The 24,577-nt window shown below is 67.0% G+C and carries 26 protein-coding genes; 16 read left to right on the plus strand and 10 right to left on the minus strand.

The genetic code is table 11. The annotated features are described in order from the left end of the window. Positions 1-28 precede the first annotated feature (28 nt). Positions 29-967: a LysR family transcriptional regulator gene (locus CFB89_RS30215; protein ID WP_089471162.1), complete on the minus strand. Its 939-nt coding sequence runs from the start codon at positions 965-967 to the stop codon at positions 29-31. Positions 968-1,444: 477 nt separating this feature from the next. On the opposite strand from CFB89_RS30215, the gene CFB89_RS30220 reads away from it, so the two are divergent. The 3 genes from CFB89_RS30220 (at position 1,445) to CFB89_RS30230 (ending at position 3,678) form a co-directional block, all read left to right on the plus strand. After that, entirely contained in the window at positions 1,445-2,272 is an 828-nt protein-coding gene (locus CFB89_RS30220) for a transporter substrate-binding domain-containing protein (RefSeq protein ID WP_089471163.1), read from the plus strand. 65 nt (positions 2,273-2,337) lie between these two features. Next, the gene (locus tag CFB89_RS30225; protein WP_089471164.1) at positions 2,338-2,988 is read left to right on the plus strand and encodes an amino acid ABC transporter permease; all 651 of its coding nucleotides are present in this window, start codon (positions 2,338-2,340) and stop codon (positions 2,986-2,988) included. Positions 2,989-3,015: 27 nt separating this feature from the next. Beyond that, complete coding sequence (locus tag CFB89_RS30230) at positions 3,016-3,678, plus strand: amino acid ABC transporter permease (protein ID WP_089471165.1); 663 nt, start codon at positions 3,016-3,018, stop codon at positions 3,676-3,678. Positions 3,679-3,748: 70 nt separating this feature from the next. Here the strand turns inward: CFB89_RS30230 and trpS are convergent, their stop codons facing one another. Beyond that, on the minus strand, positions 3,749-4,762 hold the full coding sequence (gene trpS, locus CFB89_RS30235) for a tryptophan--tRNA ligase (RefSeq protein ID WP_089471166.1): 1,014 nt from the start codon (positions 4,760-4,762) through the stop codon (positions 3,749-3,751). Positions 4,763-4,971: 209 nt separating this feature from the next. Next, a complete protein-coding gene (locus CFB89_RS35120) occupies positions 4,972-5,127 on the minus strand; it encodes a hypothetical protein (RefSeq protein ID WP_179233565.1) in 156 nt (51 codons plus the stop codon). Between the two features lie 473 nt (positions 5,128-5,600). Between CFB89_RS35120 and CFB89_RS30240 the strand changes: the two genes are divergently transcribed. The 4 genes from CFB89_RS30240 to CFB89_RS30255 all read left to right on the plus strand — a co-directional run bounded on the left by CFB89_RS30240 (position 5,601) and on the right by CFB89_RS30255 (position 7,714). Next, complete coding sequence (locus CFB89_RS30240; protein ID WP_089471167.1) at positions 5,601-6,239, plus strand: hypothetical protein; 639 nt, start codon at positions 5,601-5,603, stop codon at positions 6,237-6,239. A gap of 80 nt (positions 6,240-6,319) precedes the next feature. Then, the gene (locus CFB89_RS30245; protein WP_034209306.1) at positions 6,320-6,655 is read left to right on the plus strand and encodes a RebB family R body protein; all 336 of its coding nucleotides are present in this window, start codon (positions 6,320-6,322) and stop codon (positions 6,653-6,655) included. A 190-nt stretch (positions 6,656-6,845) separates the two neighbouring features. After that, positions 6,846-7,217: a RebB family R body protein gene (locus CFB89_RS30250; RefSeq protein ID WP_089471168.1), complete on the plus strand. Its 372-nt coding sequence runs from the start codon at positions 6,846-6,848 to the stop codon at positions 7,215-7,217. Between the two features lie 173 nt (positions 7,218-7,390). Beyond that, positions 7,391-7,714 (plus strand): RebB family R body protein, encoded by a 324-nt coding sequence (locus tag CFB89_RS30255; RefSeq protein ID WP_089471685.1) that lies wholly within the window; start codon positions 7,391-7,393, stop codon positions 7,712-7,714. Between the two features lie 81 nt (positions 7,715-7,795). On the opposite strand, the gene CFB89_RS30260 is transcribed toward CFB89_RS30255, so the two are convergent. Continuing rightward, positions 7,796-8,626 (minus strand): Crp/Fnr family transcriptional regulator, encoded by an 831-nt coding sequence (locus tag CFB89_RS30260; RefSeq protein ID WP_256979806.1) that lies wholly within the window; start codon positions 8,624-8,626, stop codon positions 7,796-7,798. Positions 8,627-8,881: 255 nt separating this feature from the next. On the opposite strand from CFB89_RS30260, the gene CFB89_RS30265 reads away from it, so the two are divergent. From CFB89_RS30265 to CFB89_RS30280, 4 genes are all read left to right on the plus strand, one after another. Then, positions 8,882-9,439, plus strand: a complete 558-nt coding sequence (locus tag CFB89_RS30265; protein WP_089471170.1) for an RNA polymerase sigma factor — start codon at positions 8,882-8,884, stop codon at positions 9,437-9,439. Between the two features lie 115 nt (positions 9,440-9,554). Then, positions 9,555-9,848 carry a RebB family R body protein gene (locus CFB89_RS30270; protein WP_050014033.1) on the plus strand — a complete coding sequence of 98 codons (294 nt, stop codon included), beginning with the start codon at positions 9,555-9,557 and terminating at the stop codon, positions 9,846-9,848. Between the two features lie 29 nt (positions 9,849-9,877). Continuing rightward, positions 9,878-10,489: a hypothetical protein gene (locus CFB89_RS30275; protein WP_089471171.1), complete on the plus strand. Its 612-nt coding sequence runs from the start codon at positions 9,878-9,880 to the stop codon at positions 10,487-10,489. A 235-nt stretch (positions 10,490-10,724) separates the two neighbouring features. After that, positions 10,725-11,171, plus strand: a complete 447-nt coding sequence (locus tag CFB89_RS30280; protein WP_089471172.1) for a hypothetical protein — start codon at positions 10,725-10,727, stop codon at positions 11,169-11,171. 294 nt (positions 11,172-11,465) lie between these two features. On the opposite strand, the gene CFB89_RS30285 is transcribed toward CFB89_RS30280, so the two are convergent. The 5 genes from CFB89_RS30285 to CFB89_RS30310 all read right to left on the minus strand — a co-directional run bounded on the left by CFB89_RS30285 (position 11,466) and on the right by CFB89_RS30310 (position 19,560). Further along, entirely contained in the window at positions 11,466-13,745 is a 2,280-nt protein-coding gene (locus CFB89_RS30285) for an FdhF/YdeP family oxidoreductase (RefSeq protein ID WP_089471173.1), read from the minus strand. Positions 13,746-13,867: 122 nt separating this feature from the next. Beyond that, complete coding sequence (locus tag CFB89_RS30290) at positions 13,868-16,690, minus strand: ATP-dependent Clp protease ATP-binding subunit (protein WP_089471174.1); 2,823 nt, start codon at positions 16,688-16,690, stop codon at positions 13,868-13,870. A 608-nt stretch (positions 16,691-17,298) separates the two neighbouring features. After that, positions 17,299-17,568, minus strand: a complete 270-nt coding sequence (locus tag CFB89_RS30300; protein ID WP_089471686.1) for a hypothetical protein — start codon at positions 17,566-17,568, stop codon at positions 17,299-17,301. Between the two features lie 104 nt (positions 17,569-17,672). Next, positions 17,673-18,488 (minus strand): family 1 encapsulin nanocompartment shell protein, encoded by an 816-nt coding sequence (locus CFB89_RS30305; protein WP_089471176.1) that lies wholly within the window; start codon positions 18,486-18,488, stop codon positions 17,673-17,675. Further along, the gene (locus tag CFB89_RS30310) at positions 18,481-19,560 is read right to left on the minus strand and encodes a Dyp-type peroxidase (RefSeq protein WP_089471177.1); all 1,080 of its coding nucleotides are present in this window, start codon (positions 19,558-19,560) and stop codon (positions 18,481-18,483) included. Before CFB89_RS30310 ends, CFB89_RS30305 begins: the two co-directional genes overlap by 8 nt. A gap of 420 nt (positions 19,561-19,980) precedes the next feature. Here CFB89_RS30310 and CFB89_RS30315 point away from each other — a divergent pair, with 420 nt between their 5' ends. The 4 genes from CFB89_RS30315 (at position 19,981) to CFB89_RS30330 (ending at position 23,218) form a co-directional block, all read left to right on the plus strand. Next, positions 19,981-20,355, plus strand: a complete 375-nt coding sequence (locus CFB89_RS30315; protein ID WP_089471178.1) for a LysR family transcriptional regulator — start codon at positions 19,981-19,983, stop codon at positions 20,353-20,355. Further along, positions 20,352-20,804, plus strand: a complete 453-nt coding sequence (locus tag CFB89_RS30320) for a phosphate-starvation-inducible protein PsiE (protein WP_089471179.1) — start codon at positions 20,352-20,354, stop codon at positions 20,802-20,804. The genes CFB89_RS30315 and CFB89_RS30320 overlap by 4 nt, the downstream gene beginning before the upstream one ends. A gap of 86 nt (positions 20,805-20,890) precedes the next feature. Continuing rightward, the gene (locus CFB89_RS30325) at positions 20,891-21,346 is read left to right on the plus strand and encodes a DUF1269 domain-containing protein (RefSeq protein WP_089471180.1); all 456 of its coding nucleotides are present in this window, start codon (positions 20,891-20,893) and stop codon (positions 21,344-21,346) included. Positions 21,347-21,691: 345 nt separating this feature from the next. Next, a complete protein-coding gene (locus CFB89_RS30330) occupies positions 21,692-23,218 on the plus strand; it encodes an FAD-dependent oxidoreductase (protein ID WP_089471181.1) in 1,527 nt (508 codons plus the stop codon). 197 nt (positions 23,219-23,415) lie between these two features. Here CFB89_RS30330 and CFB89_RS30335 read toward each other — a convergent pair whose 3' ends face one another. Next, positions 23,416-23,634, minus strand: a complete 219-nt coding sequence (locus CFB89_RS30335) for a DUF6566 family protein (RefSeq protein ID WP_059574987.1) — start codon at positions 23,632-23,634, stop codon at positions 23,416-23,418. A 122-nt stretch (positions 23,635-23,756) separates the two neighbouring features. Between CFB89_RS30335 and CFB89_RS30340 the strand changes: the two genes are divergently transcribed. After that, positions 23,757-24,395 (plus strand): MarC family protein, encoded by a 639-nt coding sequence (locus tag CFB89_RS30340; RefSeq protein WP_089471687.1) that lies wholly within the window; start codon positions 23,757-23,759, stop codon positions 24,393-24,395. Positions 24,396-24,577 lie beyond the last annotated feature (182 nt).

Raw genomic sequence — 24,577 nt, forward strand, 5'->3', positions numbered from 1 at the left:
CTTTTCGGATGCAACAAGAAGTTTTTTCCTATGCGGCCGGCGTTGCCTGGACGTGCACCCGAGGGATGTAGGTTTCGCAGAATTGAGCGAAGCGCGTGACGAGCTGGCGGGGTTTCATGCTGCGCGACATGGCGATGCCGAGGGTGATCGCGGTGACCTCGTCGCGAAACGGACGGACCGCGAAAGTCGCGCCATCGACGGTGCGGGTAGAACGAAGCGGGAAGTTCAGGATGCTGTAGCCAAGACCGTTGGCAACCATGCCGCGCACGACTTCCGGCTGCGACGAACGGAACGTCGGCGTCGGCCGTCGGCCCAGCGGGTCGAACAGTCCCGCGAAGTACTCGCGACTGTGCGGCAGGTCGAGCAGGACATACGGCTCGTTGAGCAGATCGGCGAGTGCGACCGTCTTGCCGCGCGTGAGCTTGTGTTCGAGCGGCAGGATTGCGTATGGCGGCAGCGTGACGAGCGGCGTGAACGAAATGTCTTCGGCGATATCGAGGCTGTAGGTGAGCGCCATGTCCAGCGTGCCGTTGCTCAGTGCCGACAGCAGGTCGTCCTGGTTGGCCTCCATCGTGCGGAAGCCGATACCGCCGTGCTCGGAAACGAAGCGGCTCATCAATACCGGCATCAACGGCGGAGCCAGCGAGACGAGGCAGCCCAGCGCGATCGTGCCTGACATGCCCCCGTCCATCTCGCGTGCCATCGTCTGCAGTTCTTCCGCGTTTTTCAGCAGATTGCGCACCTGGCCGAGCAGGTCGCGGCCGGCCGGCGTCAACGACACGCCGCTCGCTCGATGGCGGATGAAGAGCTGGATGCCGAATGAAGATTCCAGTTCGCCGATCGAGGTGGAGATCGACGGCTGGGAAATGTGCAGTTGGCGCGCGGCGGCAGTAAACGACAGCGTTTCCGCCGTGACCACGAAGTAGCGCAACTGGCGCAACGAATAGCGCAACGCAATATTTTCCATGAAGCGTGGCTCGCACAAAGTATCGGGATCGGGCACGGCTCGCAACGCGAGGCGCGCTGCCATTTTGCATAGTCAAAAAGAGGATGATCGAAGATCTGCATCATTTTTTCCCATGCGCATTTGCGCGTGCGTCCCGAGGACGGCGTGGATGCTTCCGTACGTGCATCCAGCGCTCGAACGGGTGACCCGCACTGGTGCATGACGCGACAAAACCGTGCAAACCGCTCGTCCGGGCAATGAATTGGCAGACGATTGATTGCACGCGCGAGACGCGTCGCCGCACCACGAAGCGGCGCGGAGACGATGCAAGACGGCGTGCATAAGGAAAAGCTTTTCGGTGGATCGGAAAACAATATTTCTGCCGATAAATTGGCCACGTAGATTGCATTGACGACGGATTCGCCGGGCGACGACCGGGCGGGAGTCAATCCGGTCATCCGGTCATCCGGTCAATTCCGATTCGAAGGAACACGTCAGATGAAACGATCCAAGTGCTGCACTTCGCTGTTCATCGCATTGACCCTCGCGGCAGCCGGTGTGGCCGCGCATGCCGAGAGCCTGCTCGATCGCGTCAAGCAGCACGGCGAGCTGGTGGTGGGGACCGAAATGCAGTTCGCGCCGTTCGATTTCCTCGAAAACGGCCAGCAGGCGGGCTTCAACAAGGATCTGTTCGCGGCGGTGGGTCGGATCGTCGGCGTGAAGGTGCGCTTCATCGATCTGCCGTGGGAGAGCGTGCTGCCCGGGCTCGACGCGGGCAAGTACGACATGGTCGCGGGACCGCTGACCGTCACGAAGGCGCGCACGGAGCGCTATGCGTTCTCGTTGCCGGTCGCGGAGGCCACCGATGCGTTGCTCAAGCGAACCGGCGACGGCAGTCTCAAGACCTCTGCCGATATAGCGGGTAAAGTCGTCGGAGCAGGCAAGGGCAGCGCGCAGCTCGAACAGTTGAAAAGCTACGCGGCGACGCTGCCGAAGCCGCCGACGATCCGCGAATACGTCGATAACAACCAGGCGTATGCGGACCTCGCGACCGGGCGCATCGCCGCCGTCGCCAACTCGCTGACCAACATCGCGTATGTCGCGAAGCAGCGCCCGGCCGTATTCTCGGTGGTGCAGCCTGCGTTCGGCGCGAAAGTCTACTTCGCCTATGCGCTGCGCAAGGATGCGGACAGCGCGTCGCTGGCCAATGCGTTCAACGCGGCGCTCGTCACGTTGAACAAGAACGGCACGCTGGCGACACTGCAGCGCAAGTGGCTCGGCGTCGCGACCGCACTGCCGACCGAGATGCCCACGCCGAACTACTGAGCGCCGCGTCCGGGCAACACGATCGAGCGCGACCGCCGACGAGCACCGCTACCGAGCAACCTGCCATGTTCAGCCTGAACACTTTCATCGACGGCCTGCCGTTGCTGTTCCATGCGGCGCTGATGACGCTCGAAGTGTCCGCGGCCGGGCTCGTGCTCGGCTTCTTCATCGGCCTCGCGATCTGCTGCGGGCGGCTTGCACCGCACGTTGCGATACGTGTCGCGGCGGGCGCGTATGTGCGGGCGTTTCGCGGGGTGCCGCTGCTCGTGCAACTGCTGCTCGTCTACTACTTCCTGCCGTTCGTGGGCGTCAACGTGCCGCCCGTGATGGCGGCCGTCAGCGCCGTGTCGCTGTGCTCGGCCGCATACATCGCCGAAATTCTCCGGGGCGGATTCGCGAATCTCCCGAAGGGGCAGCTCGAGGCGGCGACGATGCTCGGGCTCTCGACGAAGGATCGCCTGTGGAGGATCCAGGTGCCGCAGGCCGTACGGATGACGCTGCCGTCGCTCGTCAACGAAATGGTGCTGCTGATCAAGGCATCGTCGCTCGTCTCCGTGGTCGGCGTGGCGGAGATCACGCGAACCGCGCAGAACATCGCGGCCAGCACGTACCAGCCGCTCGAGGCTTATGTCGCGGCCGGGATGATCTATTTTCTGCTCTGCGGTTCGCTGGCGCTGATCGCGCATGGCGCGGAGCGGCGCCTGCGCGCCGCATGACGCATCAGTTGCTCGCCGGAGATCCTCATGCTGACTTTCCATCCCGATGTACTCGTGAACAACCTGCCGGAGATCGGCGCGGGTCTCGCGATGACCGTCGCGACCTGGATGGCGAGTACGCTCGCGGGGGCGGCGATCGGGTTCGGTGCGGCGCTTGCGCAGCAGGCGGGCGGCCGCTTCGTACGCGCGGCGATTCGTGTCTATGTCGAGCTGTTTCGCGGCACGCCGTTTCTCGTGCAGCTCTTTTTGCTGTACTACGGCGGCCCCGCATTCGGATTGACGCTCGATCCGCTGACGGCCGGCGTGGTCGGCCTTGCCCTCTACGCGGGCGCCTATTTCACCGAGGCATTTCGTTCCGGATTCCTGGCGGTGCCGAAAGGGCATGTCGAAGCGGCATCCTGTCTCGGCCTGAGCCGCTGGCAAACGACCTTTCGCGTGCAATTGCCGCAGATGATGGTGCTGATCCTGCCGGCGCTGACCAATCTGACCATCGTGCTGAGCAAGGAAACCGCGGTGCTGTCGATCGTCACCGTTCCGGAACTGACATTCGTGTTGACCGGTATCGGCTCGGCGAGCTTCGCGTTCGTCGAGACGTTGCTCGCGCTATCCGCGTGTTACCTGTTGCTCGTCGAAATGGCGACGTGGGCGGGTACGGCCGTCGAACGGCGCGTCGCGCGTCGGCTCGCATGACGCGGCCCACGTCGACGTTCAGGTCCGGCGTGCATGGCATGGCGGGTGCCATGCACGCCGGCATCGCCGCTCAATCGAAATACGTCAACCCCATCGCGCCCTTCACCTGCGCGAGCGTCGCCCCCGCCACTTCCCGTGCATGCAGCGTGCCATGCTTCAGGATCGCCATCACTTCGGCCTTGTCGGCCTCGAACGCGCGACGGCGCGCGCGGATCGGCTCGATCAGCGCCTGCAGCCGCTCGTTCAGCACGCGCTTGACGACGCTGTCGCCGAGGCCGCCGCGGCGATAGTGCGCCTTTAGCTCGTCGACCTTCGCCACGTCCGGCTCGAATGCATCGAGGAACGTGAACACGACGTTGCCGTCGACCTGGCCCGGGTCGCTCACGCGCAGGTGGCTCGGGTCGGTGTACATGTCCTTCACGGCCTGCGCGATCTCGTCCGGCGTCGCGCCGAGCGTGATCGCGTTGCCGAGCGACTTGCTCATCTTCGCCTTGCCGTCGATGCCCGGCAGCCGCGTGACCGCCGACAGCACGGCCTCGCACTCGACCAGCACCGGCTGCTCGACGGTCGCGTTGAAGCGGCGCACGAGTTCGTTGGTCTGTTCGATCATCGGCAACTGATCGTCGCCGACCGGCACGTGGGTCGCCTTGAACGCGGTGATGTCGGCCGCCTGGCTCACCGGGTAGGTCAGGAAGCCGGCCGGGATGTCGCGTTCGAACCCGCGCAGGCGGATTTCTTCCTTGATGGTCGGATTGCGTTCGAGGCGCGCGACCGTGACGAGGTTGAGCAGGTATTGCGACAGCTCGGCAAGCTCGGGCACCTGCGACTGCACGACGATCGTCGAGATCGCCGGATCGATGCCGACGGCGAGGTAGTCGAGCGCGACTTCGATCACGTTCTCGGTGACGCGCTGGCGGCGGCCCATGTTGTCGGTCAGCGCTTGCGTATCGGCGAGCAGCAGGAACTGCGTCGCCTCGTGCTGCATCTGCACGCGTGCGCGCAACGAGCCGATGTAGTGGCCGAGATGCAGCGGGCCGGTGGTGCGGTCGCCGGTGAGGATGGTCGGGCGGGTGGGTTGCGTCATGGTCGTGGTTGGCTCCGGGTTGTCGAGGCCGCCAGCGATGACGTCAGCGCAGAAACGCAAATGCCGCCATGGCTGGCGGCATCACGTTCGGGACATGCAAAAGGAAACGGGCCGCCTGGGTCAGGCGCGCCACCAGCAATGCACGATCGGCGAGGCGGGTTGGGTTTCCATCGCGGCAGTATAGCGTAGTGCACGGTTGGCCGCGCGCGTCAGCGGATCACCGACTCCATCGCGAGGTAGGCGGTTTCGGCGGACGGCCACAGCAGGTACAGCAGGCCGGCCATCAGCAGCCATGCACCGGCGCGTACGAGCGGCGCGCGGTCCTTGTCGCGTGAGGGGCGGATGGGTTGCTTCGATTTCTTCATGCTTGCAGGCGCGGGTGCGCCACTCCAACGGTTACTGCAACGGGTCGCGCGGGGCGAGCCGGGGTATGACGGGTTTTACGGGGATAGGGTACTGTTCGCCCGGGTTGTCCGAGCCGAGCGCGAAGTTTACCAGTCGCGGGCCCTCGAAAAAGGGGGCAGTTCGTGGTCGATGCCGGCTGCCCGCGTCGGGGCGACCGGCATCCTACCAGTTCGATGGGCCGGACACAGTCAAAAAGTGTCGGGAATGGGCGCGACCGGTGCGCCGCCAGCGGCCGACTTCACATCCCCGTCCCACGGTTCGTCCTTGCAACGGTCCTGCCGAAATTCCGGCCAGGCCGTCGCACATCCGTTTCCAGGAGAACCCCATGCGATATCCATTGCAGCACGCCGACCAGGCCGCCGTGGCGCGGCGTCCATCCAAACCCGAACCGCATATATCCGTGCCGCGGGCGAACCTTTACGGGGTGTAAGCCATGAGCAACGAAGCACTCGAACCGCTGCTGCGGCAACTTGCGGAGAAGCGACTGCGGCGGCCTCTCGAGCCGGCCGAAGAACAGGTGCTGCTGGAGCGGCTACCGAGCCGGCACGGGAACCCGCCGGCCCCCGCCGCCGGCCCGGCCGCGCAGGCGAGCGCCGCGAAGCCGCCCTTGCCGCAGTTCAAGACCCGGCAAGAGGCGCGCGAACAGGTCAAGCATTTTCTGCAGCTCAACCAGCAAAAGGCGTACGAGAAGATGCGCGGCATCCTGCAGACGATCGACACGCAGAACGAGACGACCCTCGGCATGCTCGCGTCGGAACAGCGGAAAGTATCGGGCGTACTCGACGCGCACGAGCCGGCCGGCGACGCGCAGGCATCCGACGTGGCCGCGATCCAGGACAGCACCCGCGAGGCGCTGACGATGATCGGCGAACAGTTGACGGGCCTGATCCGTCAGGAAATCGAAGCATGCTTCCGGCAATACGGCGATGCGCTCGCGGAACGGCTTGCCGAAGCGCTCGCCGTCAAACTCGACGCGATGGAGGACCGGTTGCGGCGCATCGGCGCCCCGGCCGAACCGTCCGAACCCACCGCTGCCGTTCACGAGACGCCCGGCGCAGCGTCCATGGAGTAGCACGCGGGTCATGCGGCCGAACGCGAAACCGGCCGGCCCCGATGTGCGACCTCTCAACTACGTGAACCAAGGAGCAACAAATGGCTGATACGTGTCAAGTGTGCCAGGTCAATCCCGCGATTACCGATGCGGTCACACAGGTCAACGTCAAGGTGGTCGCGGAAGCGCCGGCAATGGCGATGGGCTCGCTGTACCAGGCCCAGAGCCATTCGCTCAGCATCCTGTTCGAGAACGCGGTGCAGCAGCAGTCGCAGGCCGCGATCCAGTCGCAAACGTCGACGAACGTGGGGACGATGCAGCTCTACACGATCGGACCGGAAAGCGCGGGCGCGGCCGCCACGGAAATCGGCGCGAACGGGATCATTTCCATTCTGGCCGACGTGATCGCGATCGGGAAGGCCGTGACCAAGCAGTAAGGCGTCGTCGCGGCGCCGTGGCCGAGCGGCGGCGCAAGCGGCACGCGCCGCCGATACCGCCGCCGTGCCGCGGATTCTCAGCATGACCGCCGGCGCCCGACCAGCGGCGCCGCGCGGTGTTCCGGAGCAAACGACGGAGCGGGCCGAGCCGATTCGATGCGGTGCCCGTTCCCGAACCAGGAGAAATACGATGGCAAACGACGTCAACGATCCGCTTGACACGAAGGATCCGAAGGCCCCCTGCAAGACCTGCGCGGTGAACGCCGCGATCACCGACGCGGTCACGCAGACCAACGTCAAGGTGGTGGGCGAAGCGCCCGCGATGGCAACGGGCTCGCTGTACCAGGCCCAGAGCCATTCGCTCAGCGTGCTGTTCGAGAACGCCGTGCAGCAGCAGTCGCAGTCCGCGGTGCAACTGCCGACCTCGACGAACGTCGGCACGATGCAGCTGTACACGCTCGGGCCGGCGAGCGCTGGCGCCGCCGCGACGGAAATCGGCTCGAACGGCGTGCTGTCCGTGCTGGCTGACGTGCTGGCGCTCGGCAAGGCGCTGGCCGAGTAACCCGGCGTCGGCGCCGGGCGGCGGCCCCGAACCCGGTGGCTGTCGTCCGGCGCCCGACGTCGTGTCGGCGCCCGTGACGGCGGACGTCCTGCCGCGTCTCGACGGCGCCGACCGACCCACTCATGCTTTCGCCGCGGCCGCGCCGCAGCGGCGATCCCATCAGGAGCAACGACATGCCGGAACAGGTTTCCCCTGCGATGACCGATGCAGTCACGCAAGCCAACGTCAAGGTGGTAGGCGAAGCGCCCGCCGTGGCCTTGGGCACGCTCATGCAATCGAACAGCCACGCGTCCGCGATCCTGCTTCACAACGCGGTGCAGATGCAGGCGAACCAGGCGGCGTCCAACCTCGCCGCCACGACCGTCGGCATCATGCAGCTCTATGCGAGCTCGCCGGCGGCGCAGGCCAGCGCGGCGCGGTCGGCGAACGACAGCTTCGTCTCGCAACTGGCGGCCGTCGCGCAGTTGATGAACGCCATCGGCCACGGGCGCGGCTGACCTTCACGGCGCGCCGCGCAACGCGGCGCGCGCAACCTGCCCGCACGGCGGCGCCGCGTCACGCGCACGCTTGCCGGGGCGTCAATTGGCGTCGACGATGGTCCGGAGCTGCTCCGGTTTCCGAATCGTCACGCCGTGTTCGTGGAGCCGGATCAGGCCGTCGCGCTGCATCTTCTGCAGACTGCTGTTCAGTCGCGGCCGGCTGACGTTGAGCATCGCGGCGAGAATGCTCTGGCTCTCCGGCAGCGGCACCTCGAGATCGTTCCCTTGCATGCGGTTCAGCAAATGGCGCGCGAGTCGTGCTTCGAGCCGGTACAGGCACGCCGACTCGACGAAGTCGCTCAGCTGATGAATGTGCCGGCACAACTGCTCGTGGATGCGCGCCATGAATTCCGCGTTGGCCTGCAGCGGCGCGAAGTGCTGGCGATGCAGCAGCGAAATGCGGCAGTCGGCGCTCAACTGCGCGGTGAAGCTGCGCCGGTGCGCGAGAATCAGCGTGTTTTCGCCGATGAGCTCGCCCGGCATCGAGTGGCCGAGAATGATCTCGCGTCCGCCGGGCTCGTGCAGCGTCTTGTAGACGCGGCCGCGGTGCACGAACGCGACGAAATCTCCCGGGTCGCCCTTGAAGAACAACAGGCGATTGCCGTGTTCGGGCCAGGGCGTGACATGCCGCTCGACGTGGGCGAGCAGGCTTTCCGGCAGATCGGCGAGTATCGGTATATTGCGCAGCGTTTGAGCGTTAGCAAGGGCAGGCATGTTTTCCGCGCGAGGTTGTTGGACGATGCAGCCACCTAGCGAAAAACGCTGCTTTCGGCATTGCGTGAAAAATGAATAATGAAAGTATCGAAATAATCGACGGGCGGTACGGACAAGGCGGCACTTTGGCAGCCAGTGCGTGTGATCGACCGACATTGGAAGCAGCAGGCCGGCGCACGGACGCATCGCTGCGGCAATCGTTCTTTTTCATCGCCATGCCGTTATTCGGTCAGGCCCGGCGGTGCACCTGAAACGACGGATCGGGTTATGCCGGTGAATTTGAATTTCCATTCATAATAATCAAGAAAATTTACCGAAACCGATTATCGTTATATCGGTGTTACACGGGTAACAGCGCCATTCCCGGCATCGAATCGATTCTGTGTTTTCCATAAAAAAGGAAGACACGGGATGACGACCTCGAACCAGCACGCTGCCCCGACGCCTGAATCTCCGGCGCAGCAGCTCGACCGCACGTGGCGGGAAATGCAGGGGAAATTGCGGCGCCGCGCGCGCCTGTTGTGCAAGGGCGATATTCACCGCGCCGACGAACTGCTTTCCGATACCGCGCTCAAGGTCCACATTTACCTGCAGCGCTCGCCTGAGCGCGTTCGCAATCTGACGGGTTTTCTCTTTCTCGCGCTGAATCACGCGTTCCTCGATGGCGCGCGCCGCCGCCTGCGCGAAAGCGGCATGCTCGAATTCGATCCGGCCTGGGACGACGATCACGCGGTCGAACTGGCCGGCCACGCGCCGTCGGTCGAGCAGCAACTGCTGCTGCGGCAACAACTGCTGCGTCTCGAGCAGGCGCTGTCGGTGCTCTCCCCGCAGCAGCAGATGCTGTTCACGCTGAAGTTCGAGGAGGACCGGCCGTATTTCCACATCGCCGCGACGCTCGGGATCAACGAGCCGCTGGCCAGAAAGCGCGTCGAACTGCTGCGCAAGAAGTTGCGCGAGGAACTCGCGTGAGCGCGTTCACGAATGCCGGCATGCAGCGTTCCTAACGGCATGCGCGGCGTCGATGGCCTGCCGGCCCGCCGTTTTCCTTCAATCGCATGCCGGAGCCGAGATCCGAGGAGGCCTCGTGGCAGACAAAGTCAATGAGCAGATTACCGATGCGCTGACGCAGACCAACGTCAACGTCGTCGCGGGATCGCCGGCCCAGGCGTTGGGCATGCTTTACCAGATGTTCAGCCAGGCCGTCGGCATCTCGGCGCAGAACATGACACAGCAGCAGGCGGCGTTGAACCAGATTTCGAACGCCGTCGTGTCGAAGGCCGTGGCCATGATCCTGTCCGTCGAGGCATCGCCGAAGCCGGCATCGGGCGGTGCGTCGCTGCCCGCGGCGGGCGGCTCGCCGACGGGTTCCACGCATTAGAACGCGACGACTATCGGGATACCTGAATCATGAACATGAAAGGTCTTTTGGGCGGACGCGGAGAAGGTGCGACGCAAGCGCCGGACGACGCCGTGGACGCCGCGGCCGAAGCAACGGCGCCGGCCGAGGTCGCGCCGCACGACGCGACGCCGACACCCGGCAAGCGCGCGTGGCCGGTCAATCGGCTGCGCAGGTTCACCGATGCGCTGAAGGCGCCGGACCAGATCGCGGGGGCGACCGGGGCCGCCCCGTCGGCGCTGAAGACCGTGCAGGCGATCAACGCGGAGGCGGCGTCCTACGCGACCACGCAGATCGCCGTCGGCCCGAACATGATGATCACGCAGGCCGGCGGCATGGTCGCGCAGGCGGCGGCCAACTACTTCGAGGCGTCGACGTCGCTGGCGATCGCGGGCAAGAGCGTGCTGATGAAGGACCTCGCGCAGAAGACCATCGACGAGGACGTGAAAGGCATGGCGATGGATGCGGTGGGCCTGCTGTTGACGGATCTGTTCGTCGCGACCGCGGCGGTCGTCGCGGGCGCCGCGGAAGCGATCGAAGGGGAGGCCGCGAGCGTTGCGCTCGACCGGATCGACGAGAGCCTGCAGAAGTATCAGGCGCTGCTGGACAAGAAGGGTACGTAGGGCACGTAGCGCACGCGGCGCGCGGCGTCGATACGAACGTCGCGGGCAATCAGGCCTCGAGAACCAGCGGGGCATGCGCGTGCCACGCGTGCGGCAGGCGAAGCAGTCTCAATCGACACGACCCGCCGGGCCGGCAGGCCCGATGCGGGATGTGAGCGGCGGGCGCGACGCACGTTCCGGGTTGAACGTGTCGCGGCCTGCTACCGGCAGTGCTGTCCAATCATGTGAGGAACCCATGTCCTACATCATTCAGAACGTACACGGTGTCGCGCCGCTGGGGGTTGGCGAGCGCAAATGGGGCGATGCGACGGAAATCGATTTCGGCGCGATGACGAGCTGCATCGCGCTCGTCGAGCAGACGCCGGGCCAGCCGACGTTGGTGCGCGGCATCCATCTGTCGATCGTCGGCGACGGCGGCACGAAGGTCTACGATACGGCGGCGGATGTCGCCGGGCAGGTCGAGACGATCATGCAGCAAAGCGGCGACATGCGTGCGTGCCTCGGGCGCATCGACGTCTGGCAGGCCAACGTGTCGCAAGAGGTGCAGGATTTCTTCGCCGCGCTGATGATGAGCCTCGACATGACCAACTGGGTGCAGGTGCCGGACGGCAACCTGCGGGTGCGGCTCCACGGCGGCGTGATGCAGTATCAGAAGGGCACCGACGCGTGGGCCGACGTGTAGCCGGCACGATTCGTCGAAACCGGTGCCCGCGATGCGCGCGGGCGCCGGTGACGGCGCCGTCCCGGCTTTGGCGCGTCAACACCAGCCAACAACCGCATTTCGCGCCGCTCAGCCTGTCAGCCGACTGTCTCCCTTGCCGCTCACGCGACGACACGAACGCTGCGTGAGCGGCATTTCAGAAGGAGACAGCCGCGGCAGTCGCAACGCCCTCGATCGATCCGCTCGCCGTCGGCGCCGGGCAGGCCGGCGTGACGATGAGCGAGCCGCCGGGCAGAGGCTGCGCGTGCCGCGGCATCAGACGACCGCCGAGCGGGCGACGCGCACCGGCACCGACTTGTACGACGGCGTGCCGCTTTCCTTGTCGATGTAGTCGAGCGGCACGAGCACGTTTGCTTCCGGATAGTACGCACCGACCGAGCCCGGCGCGATGTCGTACTCGATCGCGGTGATCTTCTCGAGGCGCAGCGTGCGGCCCGACGCGGTGACCGTCTCGATGTCGACGAGGTCGCCGTGTTCGAGCCCGTACTTCTCGAGATCGGCCGCGTTCATGAACAGCACGTCGCGCCGGCCGAACACGCCGCGATAGCGATCGTCGAGCCCGTAGATCGTCGTGTTGTACTGATCGTGGCTGCGCAGCGTGATCAGCCGCAGCACCTGTTCCGCGCCGAGCACGTCCGCGTCCTCCTTCACACCCTTGTAGACCGAGAACATCGCCTTGCCGGTCGGCGTCGGCCATACGCGCTCGGTGGGCGGCAGCGGCAGGCGGAAGCCGCCCGGCGTGCGAATCCGCTCGTTGAACGCGTCGAAGCCGGCCACCGTCTTGTCGATCAGGTCGCGGATGCGGTCGTAGTCCGCAATCAGATCGAGCCACGCGACCTTGCTGTGCGGCAGCGTCGCATGCGCGATGCCGGCGACGATCGCGGGCTCCGAACGCAACTGGTCCGACGCCGGCTTGAGCTTGCCGGCCGACGCATGGACCATCGACATCGAATCCTCGACGGTGATCGATTGCCGGCCGGTGGCCTGCATGTCGAGCTCGGTGCGGCCGAGCACCGGCAGGATGAAGGTTTCCTTGCCGACCAGCAGGTGCGAACGGTTCAGCTTCGTGCCGAGATGCACGCTCAGGTCGAGCTTGGCCATCGCCGGGAACGACAGCTCGGGATCGGGCAGCGCGACCGCGAAGTTGCCGCCGAGGCACAGCAGCGCCTTCGCGGTGCCGTCGATCATCGCCTGCATCGCCTGCACCGCGTCGTGCCCATGCTTCGAAGGCGGCGTGAAGCCGCACACGTCCTCGATCTTCTTCAGGAATTCGGCCGACGGCTTCTCGGTGATGCCGACCGTGCGGTTGCCCTGCACGTTCGAATGGCCGCGCAGCGGGCATACGCCGGCGCCGGGCTTGCCGATGTTGCCGCGCATCAGCAGCAGGTCGGCGATCAGCCGCACGGTGGCCGTGCCCTTGTTGTGCTGCGTGACGCCCATCCCGTACGTGACGATCGTCGCGTTCGACTTCGCGTACGCGAGCGCGACCTCTTCGAGCTGCGCCTGGCTGAGGCCGCTCGCGCGCTCGATGTCGTCCCACGAGGTGGCTTCGAGATCGGCCGAGAACGCGTCGAAGCCGTCGGTGTGCTGCGCGATGAAATCGCGGTCGAGCACGTCGCCGCGCTCGGCTTCGAGCTTGAGCAGCGCCTTCATGATGCCCTTCAGCGCGGCCGCGTCGCCGCCCGCGTCGACCTGGTAGTACGTCGACGCAATGCGCGTCGAGCCGAACGACGCCATCTCGATCATGTCTTGCGGATCGGCGAAGCGTTCGAGCGCGCGTTCGCGCAGCGGGTTGAACACGATGATCGGCACGTTGCGGCGCGAACACTCGTGCAGCGTGCCCATCATCCGCGGATGGTTCGTGCCGGGGTTGTGGCCGATCGAGATGATCAGCTCGCAGTGGTCGAAATCCTCGAGCGACACGGTGCCCTTGCCGATGCCGATCGATTGCGGCAGGCCGACGCTGGTCGGCTCGTGGCACATGTTCGAGCAGTCGGGGAAGTTGTTGGTGCCGAGCTCGCGCGCGAACAGCTGATACAGGTACGCGGCTTCGTTCGACGCGCGGCCCGACGTGTAGAACTCGACCTGCTCGGGCGGCAGCGCGCGCAGCACTTCGCCGATGCGCGCGAACGCGTCGTCCCATTCGATCGCGCGGAACGTGTCGGTCGTGCGGTCGTAGACGAGCGGATGCGTGAGCCGGCCCATGTTCTCCAGCTCGTAGTCCGACATGCGCAGCAGCGACGACACGGTGTTCGCCGCGAAGAACTCGGGTGTCACGCGCTTGGTCGTCGCTTCCCACGTGACGGCCTTTGCGCCGTTCTCGCAGAACTGGAACGTCGACTTGTGTTCCTTGTCCGGCCACGCGCAGCCGGGGCAGTCGAAGCCGTCGGGCTGGTTGGTCCGCATCAGCACGATCGGCGCCTCGATGGTTTCCATCTGCGAGCGCACCGCATCGGCGGTCGCGCGAAGCGCGCCCCAACCGCCGGCGGGCCCGTCGTATTTCCTGATGCCAGGCACTTCGCGTCGATTTGTCATGTGAATCTCCAATAGCCGGGCCCGATGCGGGTGGCTCGGTTGCGCCGTGTCGCGGCGTGGGGCGGCTCCGTCCGCGGACGGAGCCGATCATGCGCGCCCCGGTGTGCGGGGCATGCGTTGTTTTAGTGCGCGTCCTTCTTCGCGCCGGACGACTTCTTGCCCGACGGCTTCGCGGCGCGCGGCGGGGCGTCGGCAGGCGTGTCGTCCGCCTTCGCGTCTGCGGCTGCCTTGCCGTTCGGTTTGGTCTTGCCGTCGGCGTCCTTCGCGTCCTTCGCTTCAGGCGCGGCGAGCTTGTTGAACTTCACTTCGTCGCTGTCCTTGTCGTAGTCGAGCTCGCACGTGTCGCCCGACTTCAGCCGATCGGCGAGGATCTCCTTCGCGAGCCGCGTCTCGATGGTCTGGCGGATCTGGCGCTTCAGCTCGCGCGCGCCGAACTCCGGCTGGTAGCCTGCTTCGGTCAGGTGCGCGACGAGCGAGTCGCCCATCACGAGCGTGATGTCCTGCGCGGCGGCCGTGCGCACCACGCGGTCGAGCTGGATCTGCACGATCGCGCGGATGTTGTCCTTCGACAGCGCGTGGAAGACGATCACCTCGTCGATCCGGTTCAGGAACTCGGGCCGGAAATGCCCCTTCAACACCTGCATCAGTTCCTCGCGGATCGCCTTGTCGGTCTTGCGCGCGGCCTCCGGCTGCGTGAGGTTGTCCATGATGATCGCCGCGCCGAGATTGCTGGTCGCGATGATGATCGTGTTGCTGAAATCGACCACGCGGCCCTTGCCGTCGGTGAGACGCCCGTCGTCGAACACCTGCAGCAGCACGTTATAGACGTCCGGATGCGCCTTCTCGATCTCGTCGAGCAGGATCACGCTGTACGGGCGGCGCCGCACGCGCTCGGTGAGCTGGCCGCCTTCGTCGTAGCCGACGTAGCCGGGCGGCGCGCCGATCAGCCGCGCGACCGCGTGGCGCTCCATGTATTCGGACATGTCGATGCGGATGATCGCCTGCTCGTCGCCGAACACGGTCTCGGCCAGCGCCTTCGCGAGCTCGGTCTTGCCGACGCCCGTCGGCCCGAGGAACAGGAACGTCGCGATCGGCCGGTGCGTCTGGCCGAGCCCGGCGCGCGACAGCCGCACCGCATCGCTGACGGCGACCACCGCATCGCTCTGGCCGACCACGCGCTCGCGCAGTTGCTCTTCCATCTTCAGCAGCTTCTGGCGTTCTTCCTGCGTGAGTTCGGACACGGGAATGCCGGTGAGCCGCGACACGACCTCGGCCACCGATTCGACGGTCACTTCGAGCGTCTCCGAGCCGGTCTTGCGCTGCCACGCCTCCATCATCTCGTCGACGGCCTTCTGCTTCGCGTTGATCTGCTCTTCGAACTGCTTCGCTTCGTCGAAGCGCTTGCGCGACGTCGCGTAATCCTGCTCGCGCTTCAATTGCGCGATCTGCGCTTCGCCTTCCTGAATGTCGACGGGGCGCGAGGTCGCGCCGATCCGCACGCGCGCGGCGGCCTGGTCGATCAGGTCGATCGCCTTGTCGGGCAGGAAGCGCGACGTGATGTAGCGGTCGGCGAACTCGGCGGCCGCGACGAACGCGTCGTCGGCGAACGTCACCTGATGGTGCGCCTCGAGGCTGTCGCGCAGCCCGCGCAGGATCACGATCGTCTGCTCGACGCTCGGCTCCGGCACGAACACGGGCTGGAAGCGGCGTTCGAGCGCGGCGTCCTTCTCGATGTACTTCTGATATTCATTGAGCGTCGTCGCGCCGATCAGGCTCAGCTCGCCGCGCGCGAGCGCGGGCTTCAGCACGTTCGCGATGTCGAGGCCGCCTTCGCCGCCGCCCTGGCCCGCGCCGACGATCGTATGCAGCTCGTCGATGAACAGGATCAGTTCGTCCTGCTTCGCGGTCACTTCGTCGATCAGCTGCTTGGCGCGTTCCTCGAATTCGCCGCGATACTTCGCGCCGGCCACCATCGAGTTGATGTTGACTTCGACGAGCCGCTTGTCGCGCAGCACTTCGGGCACGTCGCCGTTCACGATCCGCTGCGCGAGCCCCTCGACGATCGCCGTCTTGCCGACGCCCGGCTCGCCGATCAGCACCGGGTTGTTCTTCTTGCGGCGCGCGAGCACCTCGATCGTGCTCTCGATTTCCTGCGCGCGGCCGAGCACCGGATCGAGCTTGCCCTGGCGCGCGATCGCGGTGAGGTCGCGGCCGAACTTGTCGAGATTCGGCGTGCCGGTCGGCGCATCGACGCGGCCGTCCTCCGCGCCCTTGCCGACCACCTTCACGACCTTCTGGCGCAGCGCCTCGGGCGTCACGCCGTATTTCTTCAGCAGCGTGCCGGCGACACTGTCCGGCACCGATGCGAGCCCGATCAGCAGATGCTCGGGGCCGATGTACGAGTGGCCGAGATCGCGCGACGCCTGGAACGCGTACTGCACCGCCTTCTTCACGCGCGGCGAGATCGACAGCTTGTCGAGCGGCGCATCGGGGGCGGCCGTGCCGGTGTGCGCATGCGCGTCGATGTACGACTTGATGTCCTCCGGCGACAGCTTCAGTTCCTTCAGCAGCGCGGCGCACACGTCGGTGTCCGCGAGCGCGTACAGCAGGTGTTCGGAATCGAGCTCGCTGCGGCGCAGCGCGTGCGCCTTCTCGGCCGCGCGCTGCAGCAGTTCGAGCGTCTGCTCGCTGAACGCGTCGGTCGGGTCGACCGATTCGCGCGGAATCTCGGCGGCGAGCGGCGATTCGTCGCCGAGTCCGCCGAACAGCGACGACGGTCCGCCACCGCCGAGCAGCGAATCGAACGGATTCAGCATGCTCTGATGCCGCATCAATTGACGGAAGTGGTAATCGCAGATCGAGATCGTCTTGCGCTCGCCGTCCTGCATCACGGTGGCGCGCGCAACGGCCGGCCGCGCGTGGCAGATATCGCAAAGTGCGGGCATGGTGGTCAGGCTCCTGTCGGTGAAGGTGGGTCGAAGCGTGACGCCCGATGCGGTGCGGCGCTCGCACGTCCCGAGCGCGTCCGCACGACGCACACCGCGGCGGCGCGTGTCGCACCCGCGCGATCGCGCGGTGCGCGCCGGCGTGGCGCACGATCGCGGTCGCGGCGGGACGCGCGAGTGCGGCAAGGAGCCCACGGCATCGCTTCGACTGCGTTCAAAATAACGAATCGACGCGGTCCGTCCAAGACACAGTTCCATGCCGGACTGGTCGTGAATTGCACCCTCGCATCGACGCGGGACGGGGCGGCAAGGAGTACAGACGCGCAAGCGGGCGGAGGCGCGGGCGTGTGCGGCGCGTACGGCTTGCGGCGCAGGAAGCGGCACAGGGCGACGCCCGAACGGCGCGCGGTGCGACATCGGCGCGCCGTGCGCCGGCAGCGGCCGAACGGGACGCGAGGTGACACGCGAGACGGCGCGCGACGCGCGGGCGCGAACCGGTGGCGTTTGGCCATGCGCGCACCGCAGGCGCGATGCGCCGTACGGCCGGAGAAGGCGAAGGCGGGCGACACCGCACGCGCCGGACATCGCGCAACCGCGGTGCACCACGATCAGTCGGAGAGTGTCATCGCGAGCCGTTGCCGCGCGATCTGTTTGACGTCGGCCGACAGCGCCGCATTCTGCAGACCATTGGCCCACACGGAGAACGAATCCTCGACCAGGTTGCGCGTGTCGGGCGGCAGCTCGGCCAGCATCAGCGACACGACGGTAAACAGCACGGCGGTGTCGCCGGCCTGGCTGCTCGCGTGCGCGTCCACCGTCTGCTTCAGGGCAGCGACGGACGCCTGCAGCGCCTGTAATGCGTCATTCGATTCGCTCATGACATCCTCCATGCAAGATGGGCTGGATCGGCGACGAACCCGCGGCCGGCGGTGCGGCCGTCGCGCGCGACGCCCGGGCGGGCAGCGCGCGCCGGCAACCGCGCTCAGGCGGCCGCGTTGCCCTGCGGCGCCACGGCCACCGATGCCTCGCTCGTCAGCCTCAGGAACGTGAACGTTTCGCGCAGGTACAGGCGAACGCCCTTGTCGGTGTGGCTCGTGTAGCCGACCGACACGTCTTCCCCGAGGTGCAGCTCGTAATCGCCGCCGCGCGTGGACAGCACGCAGCCGCCGCTGATCGCCGGCGCCCAGATGATCTCGCCGCTGACGATCCGTTTGATATGGCCGAGGACCGGATAGCCCTGGTCGCGAGCTTCGCTGAGCGCGGTGTATGCGTCCGAACCGAGCACGACCGAGTACGGGCCGTCGACGCCGGCCAGGCGCAGCGCTTCCAGCGCGTCGCTGATCGCGTCCGGGTACGCGCCGACGTCCGCCGGCAGCGTGAGCCGGCGGTTCGACGTGCCTTCGCGAATGCCGACGATGCCGGCCGCGCGGTAGCCGTCGAAGATCGCGCCGTCTTCGGCGAACGCGAGCCGTTGCGCGGCTTCCTTCGCCGGCTGCCAGTCGGCGTCGCGCGCACCGCGCTCGACGCTGTCGATCGCGTCGCGGCTCAGCTCGAACGGCACCGTCAGCTCGACGATCGTGCGCGCTTCGCGCAGCCGCGCGTTCACGAGCTCGCGCGGCGCGTCGACGTCGAGCAGGTGCCCGGTGCCGACGGCCGACAGCTCGGGGCCGGCAGGGCCGTCGACGTCGACGACGCGGCGGCCAGCCACCGATCGCTTGAAGGTGCGCGCCACTTCCTCCTCGATTTGTTCCCAGGCGGCCGACGAGATCGGCGCGAGTTCGCGATGCAGGTTATTCATAGGTCGGGGTTCCTTTCAGCGAGCCAATGTTCAGCGAGCCGTCGCGATGCGGTGCGGCAGGCGCGGACGGTGTGGATTCCGGTTGGGTGGCTTCGGCGGGCGGCGCCGGGCGGTCGGCGAGCGCCTCGAGCAGGTCGGCCGACGGCACGAAGAACAGCGAGCCGGTGACCGCGCGGCTGTAGTCGAGCAGGCGGTCGTAGTTGCCCGGTGGACGGCCGACGAACATGTTCTCGAGCATCTGCTCGATCGGGGCCGGCGAGCGCGCGTAGCCGATGAAATAGGTGCCGAATTCGCCGGCGCCCGGGCGCCCGAACGGCATGTTGTCGCGCAGGATCTTCACTTCCTGGCCGCCCTCGTCGAGCGTGGTCAGCGAGCTGTGCGAGCACGACGGCTTCACGTCCGGCGCGAGCTCGATGTCGGACAGCTTGGTGCGGCCGATGATGCGCTCCTGCGTTTCGACCGCGAGCGCGTTCCAGCCGGCCATGTCGTGCAGGTACTTCTGCACGAGCACGTAGCTGCCGCCCGCGAATTCGGCGTCTTCGTCGCCGATCACCGTGAAGTCGACCGCTTCGCGGCCTTCCGGGTTCTCGGTGCCGTCGACGAAGCCGATCATCGCGCGCTGGTCGAAATTGCGGAAGCCGTGGACCTCGTCGACGACCGTGACTGCGTCGCCGAGCGCATTGAGCAATTGCGTCGCCAGTTCGAAGCACAGGTCCATCGCTTCGGCTCGGATGTGCAGCAGGATGTCGCCGGGCGTCGCGACCGCGACGCGCTGGCCGGCGCCGAATTCGCGGAACGGATGCAGCGACGCGGGGCGCGGCTCGCCGAACAGCGTATCCCACGCGTCGGAGCCGAAGCCGCACACGCACGTGAGGTTGCCGCCCGGCACGCGCTTGCCGACCGAGCGCACCAGTGCGGCGATGTCGCCGCACCACGAACGGATCGTGTCGGCGTGATCGGCGCCGGGATTGATCGTCGCCACGAGAAAGATCGCGCTGCGCGTGATCGTGCTGTGGACGGCCTGGGAGAGCGGGGGAGGGGGAGTCTGCATCGCGGCTTGCCGGTCAGTCATGTCGGGACGGACGGGCCGCGGCAGCCGCGGCGCGCGAAGGCGAACGGTTGAGCTGTGTCATGCGACTGTTCTCTGTGCTTTGTGACATGCGGATGAAGGACGTTGCGCGGGCATCGCGCAACGGGCCGCAGCGGCGGCGGCCGGCTCCCGGCGCGATGGGGGGGGCGGACGTATCGGCCGCGCGTTCGCCCGGCGCGTGAACTGTCCGCACCGCGTAACGTCGTCGAGCCTGCAATCTAGCAGCTTCGACGGGGCTTTGGAACACGTATCGATGATCTGTCATTCGAATGGGTCAAACAGGGCTCGGTTTTGTGCGGCGCCCGCGCAGCTGTACTCCTGGCGCGCGCGGCGCTGTGCTCTTGAGCGTGCGTGTCGCGTGCAGTAGATTAGGTTCCGCTCCGCCCGGCGACGGTCATCATGATGAACCTTTTGGAAGTGATGCGTATTTTCGGTGCAATCGTCGAGCATGGCGGGCTGTCCGGCGCGGCGTCCGAACTGAAGCTCGACGTCGCGCAGGTCGGCGCGCGGCTCGATGGGCTCGAACGCTATCTCGGCTGCCGGCTGCTGCTGGACCGCTCGGGCGACGTCGTGTGCACCGAGGCCGGCGTCGCGTTTCATGCGTGTTGCCGGCGCACGCTGTCCGCGGTCGCGCAGGCGACCGGCGCGGTCGGAACCGGTGCGTGCGCAACGGTTTTCCGCCCGCCCGTCTCAGGCTTTCCGTTTCCCGACACCCGCCGCCGCGGCGATGGCGCATCGATCGCGGCACCGACGACACTGCACCGGACGACGCGTTGAATATCTCCACTGCCTCCGCCGATACGGCCGCCGAGCGCATTCGTCGCCGCTTCGGCCATTTCCTTCACGCGGCCGAGCTGGCCGGGCTGGTCGTGATCGGGCTGGCGACCGCGTTCGCGATGACGCAGGAGGCGTGGAAGGTCGTGCTCGCGGGCGAAGTGTCGCTGACCGACTTGCTGCTGATGTTCCTGTATCTGGAAGTGCTCGCGATGAACCTGCGCTACCTGCGGCTCGGCCGGCTGCCGGTGCGGTTTCCGCTGTTCATTGCGATGACGTCGCTCGCGCGCGACCTGATCCTGCGCTGCGCGACGGACAGCCCCGAGCGGATGCTGATGACGACTTTCGGGATCGTGCTGCTCGCTGTCGGCGTGCTGATCCTGAGCTTCGGCCAGCATCGCTTTCCGGCGGATGTCGACGATGTCGAGGACGACGTGCATGCCCGCAGGTAACGTGGCCCGGGCGGCATGCGAAGCGAACCCCGGTGCGCCGTGCGCGGTGCGGCGGCCCCCCATCATTCCATCAAGCGAGGTGTCGCATGACCAGACAATTGATCGTCGCCGTGTTCGGCAGCGTCGAGACGGCCCGCCAGGCCGCGAACGATTTCGAGGCGTTGTCGGAGAAGAACGAAGGATTCCACATCGAGAATGGCGTCGTCGTCGAGAAGGACGCGAACGGCAAGCTCGCGGTGCTCGACGCCGAATCGCGGCCGTTCAAGGGTGGCGTGATCGGCGCGATCGCGGGCGGCTTGCTCGGCCTGCTCGCCGGGCCGATCGGCATGGTGACCGGCATGGCGGCCGGCGCGGGCGCCGGCATTCTCGCGCAAGCGGCCGGCAATGCGCTGCTCGACGGCACGTTCGTCGAGACGGTCGCGGCACGGCTCGTGCCCGGCAGCGTCGCGGTCATTCTCGAAGCCGAGGAGGACACGCCGTTCTCGGTCGACAACGTCGTGACGGGATTTGGCGGCAAGGTCTTTCGCCACGCGCTCGACTGAGCGCCCCTTTCGAACCGATTCGGGAGCATTGCATGCGCGTCGATCAATCCCGCACATAGCGTGGCGGATAGCCATCGGCAGGATCGGGGTAGAGCACGCACAGGACGGTGGCCATCGGGTAGTGCTCCTTTGGCAGGTGAAGGCGGCACGCGGATTGCGCGGCTCGCGCGGCCCCTCGCCGCGCGGCCGGCGTGTTGCGCCGCAACGTCGATCAGGTTCTACGCCGGTCGCGGATCGTGTACGAGCTACCGTCCGCGTTTGCGTGCGCTGCGAGGCGTCTGTACCTGTTCTTTTCAGGAGGATGTCGATAATGGGATCGTTACCTGACTTTTCGGGAGCCACGTCATGACTGGAAGCGATGCGTCCTCACCCGATCTCACGCAAGGGATCGCGCTCGACGATCTCGCCGACGGCGCGATGATCGAAGGCCATGTCGGCGATGCGGCGGTGCTGCTCGTGCGCCGCGGCGACGAACTGTTCGCGGTGGGCGCGCAATGCCCGCACTACGGCGGCCCGCTGGCGAAGGGCCTGCTGGTCGGCGACACGATTCGCTGCCCGTGGCATCACGCGGCGTTCTGCCTGCGCACCGGCGAGATGGAGCGTGCACCGGCGCTCGACGGGTTGCCGTGCTGGCGCGTCGAGCGGCGCGACGGCCGCGCGGTCGTGATCGATGCGCGGCCGGCCGCCGCACCGCCCGCGCCGAAGGCGGCCGGGCTGCCCGCATCGGTCGTGATCGTCGGCGGCGGGGCCGCTGCGATCGCGGCGGCCGTGACACTGCGGCAGGAAGGCTACCCGCACGCGATCACGCTGCTGAGCGCCGATGCCGATCCGCCGTACGACCGGCCGAACCTGTCGAAGGATTACCTCGCGGGCACGGCTCAGGCCGACTGGCTGCCGCTGCGCGCACCGTCGTTCTATAGCGGGCAGCGGATCGACGTGCGCTGCAACACGCGAGTCGCGCGCATCGATCCCGCGCAGCGGGCGGTCGAGCTCGCCGACGGCAGCCGTATCGAATACGGCGCGCTGCTGCTCGCCACGGGCGCCGAGCCGAACCGTTTGAACGTGCCCGGTGCCGATTTACCGCACGTTTGTACGTTGCGCTCGCGCGCCGATTGCGATGCGCTGATCGCGAAGCTGAAAACCGCGCGCCGCTGCGTGGTGGTCGGCGCGAGCTTCATCGGGCTCGAAGCGGCCGCCGCGTTGCGCACGCGCGGGCTCGACGTGCAGGTGGTCGCACCGGATCCGCATCCGATGGGCCGCGTGCTCGGCGATGCGCTCGGCGACACGATCAAGGCGCTGCACGAAGCGCACGGCGTCGTGTTCCATCTCGGCGCGACGCCCGCGCGGATCGGGCCGGACAGCGTGACGCTGTCGAACGGCGACGTGTTGCCGGCCGACGTCGTGCTGGTCGGCATCGGCGTGCATCCGAACGTCGAACTCGCGCAGGAGGCCGGGCTCGCGGTCGAACGCGGCGTGACGGTCGACCGCTTCCTGCAGACGAGCGCGCCCGGCATCTACGCGGCCGGCGACATCGCGCGCTGGCCCGATCCGCTGACGGGCGAGCGGATTCGCGTCGAGCACTGGGTCGTCGCCGAGCGGCAGGGCATCGTCGCCGCGCGCAACCTGCTCGGCCAGCAGCGGCCGTTCGACGCGGTGCCGTTTTTCTGGAGTCAGCATTACGACCTGACGCTCCGCTATGTCGGGCATGCGGAGCAATGGGATCGCGTCGAGATCGACGGCGACCTCGGCGCGCACGACTGCTCGATCGCGTACTGGCGCGGCAACACGCGGCTCGCGGTCGTGACGATCGCTCGCGATCTCGACAGCCTGAAGGCCGAAGCGGCGCTCGAGCGGCAGATCGCGCCCGCCTGAACGCAGCATGACGACACCCGCCGAACCTTGAAGGGAGACGAGATGAACCCCGACGTCCGTGCACGTTTCGAAACCGGGTTCGCGCCGCGTATCGCAACGCGCCTGCGCGACCTGTATCAGCCCGGCGAGGTGAAGGTCGACGTCGTGCCGCACGACGGGCAGGGCAGGCCGACGGTGCGCGGACGATGCGGGCGTCGTTACCGGTCGCGCGTCCGGATCATCACGCGGCCCTGGTCGATGCCGCCGCGCAGCGCTTCGTCGCACGTCAGCCATTCGGGCGTGACGAGTTCGGGCGCGGGCAGATCGACCGGCGCGCCGTCGCGGAAGATCCGCACCTGCGCGACCCACGCGCCGTTCGCGTTGCGCGTCGCGTCGACGCGAATCTCGTGACCCATGAAAGTGTCGGTGGCTTGCATCGATCGGGGCCCTCCGTCGTGAATGAACGTGGTGCGTGGATCGTATCAGCCTGGCGTGCGCCGCGCATCGAAAACGAACCGGCGGCGGCCTGTCACTTGCCGTGCGAGACGGGAGCGACCCGGTGACCTTCGACCTGACCTTTTCGATCAAGGTGTTCGCGGCGCTGTTCGCGATCATGAACCCGATCGCGAACATCCCGGTGTTCCTGTCGCTGACCGAAGGCGCGGCGGACGGCGTGCGCCGCAAGGTCGCGCTGACGGCCGCGATCGGCGTGACGGTCGGCTGCATCGTGTCGGCCGTCGCGGGCGGCGCGATCCTGCGCGTGTTCGGCTTGACGATCGACGATTTCCGCCTCGCGGGCGGGCTGCTGGTGCTGCTGATCGCGCTGTCGATGCTGCATGGTTCGCCGAGCCGCCAGCATGCGCCGGGCAGCGATGAAAGCGCCGATCCGACGGCCGCCGAAAGCGTCGCGATCTATCCGCTGACGATCCCGTTGCTCGTTGGCCCCGGCACGATCGCGACGATGATCGTGCTCGGACACGGCGCCGTCGCGAGCGGGCAGGAGCTCGCGTTCGCGCTCGGGCTTGGCGCGTTTCTCGTGCTGCTCGCCGTGTCGCTGCTGTCGGCGCCGCTGATCGGCCATTTCCTGTCGCCGCGCGTGACGGCCGTCACGCAGCGCCTGATGGGGATGATTCTCGCGGCGATCGCGATGCAGATGATCGTCGCGAGCCTGAAGGCCGCGTTCGGGCTGCCGCACTGAGCGCGTCCGTTCGACTGTATCGGGTGGCCGCACGACGCTGTCGATCGACGACGAACTGAAGCGCGTCGAAGCGATCTCCGTGGCCGAACGCGTGCAATGACAACGGCGGCACCCGCGGCAACGTCGCGCCGACCCACTGATTCCCCGGCCCGGTCTTTCCCCGAAATCGCAGCGCTTCCCGC

It is taken from the genome of Burkholderia sp. AU16741, from assembly GCF_002223345.1.
Taxonomy (GTDB): Bacteria; Pseudomonadota; Gammaproteobacteria; order Burkholderiales; family Burkholderiaceae; genus Burkholderia; species Burkholderia sola.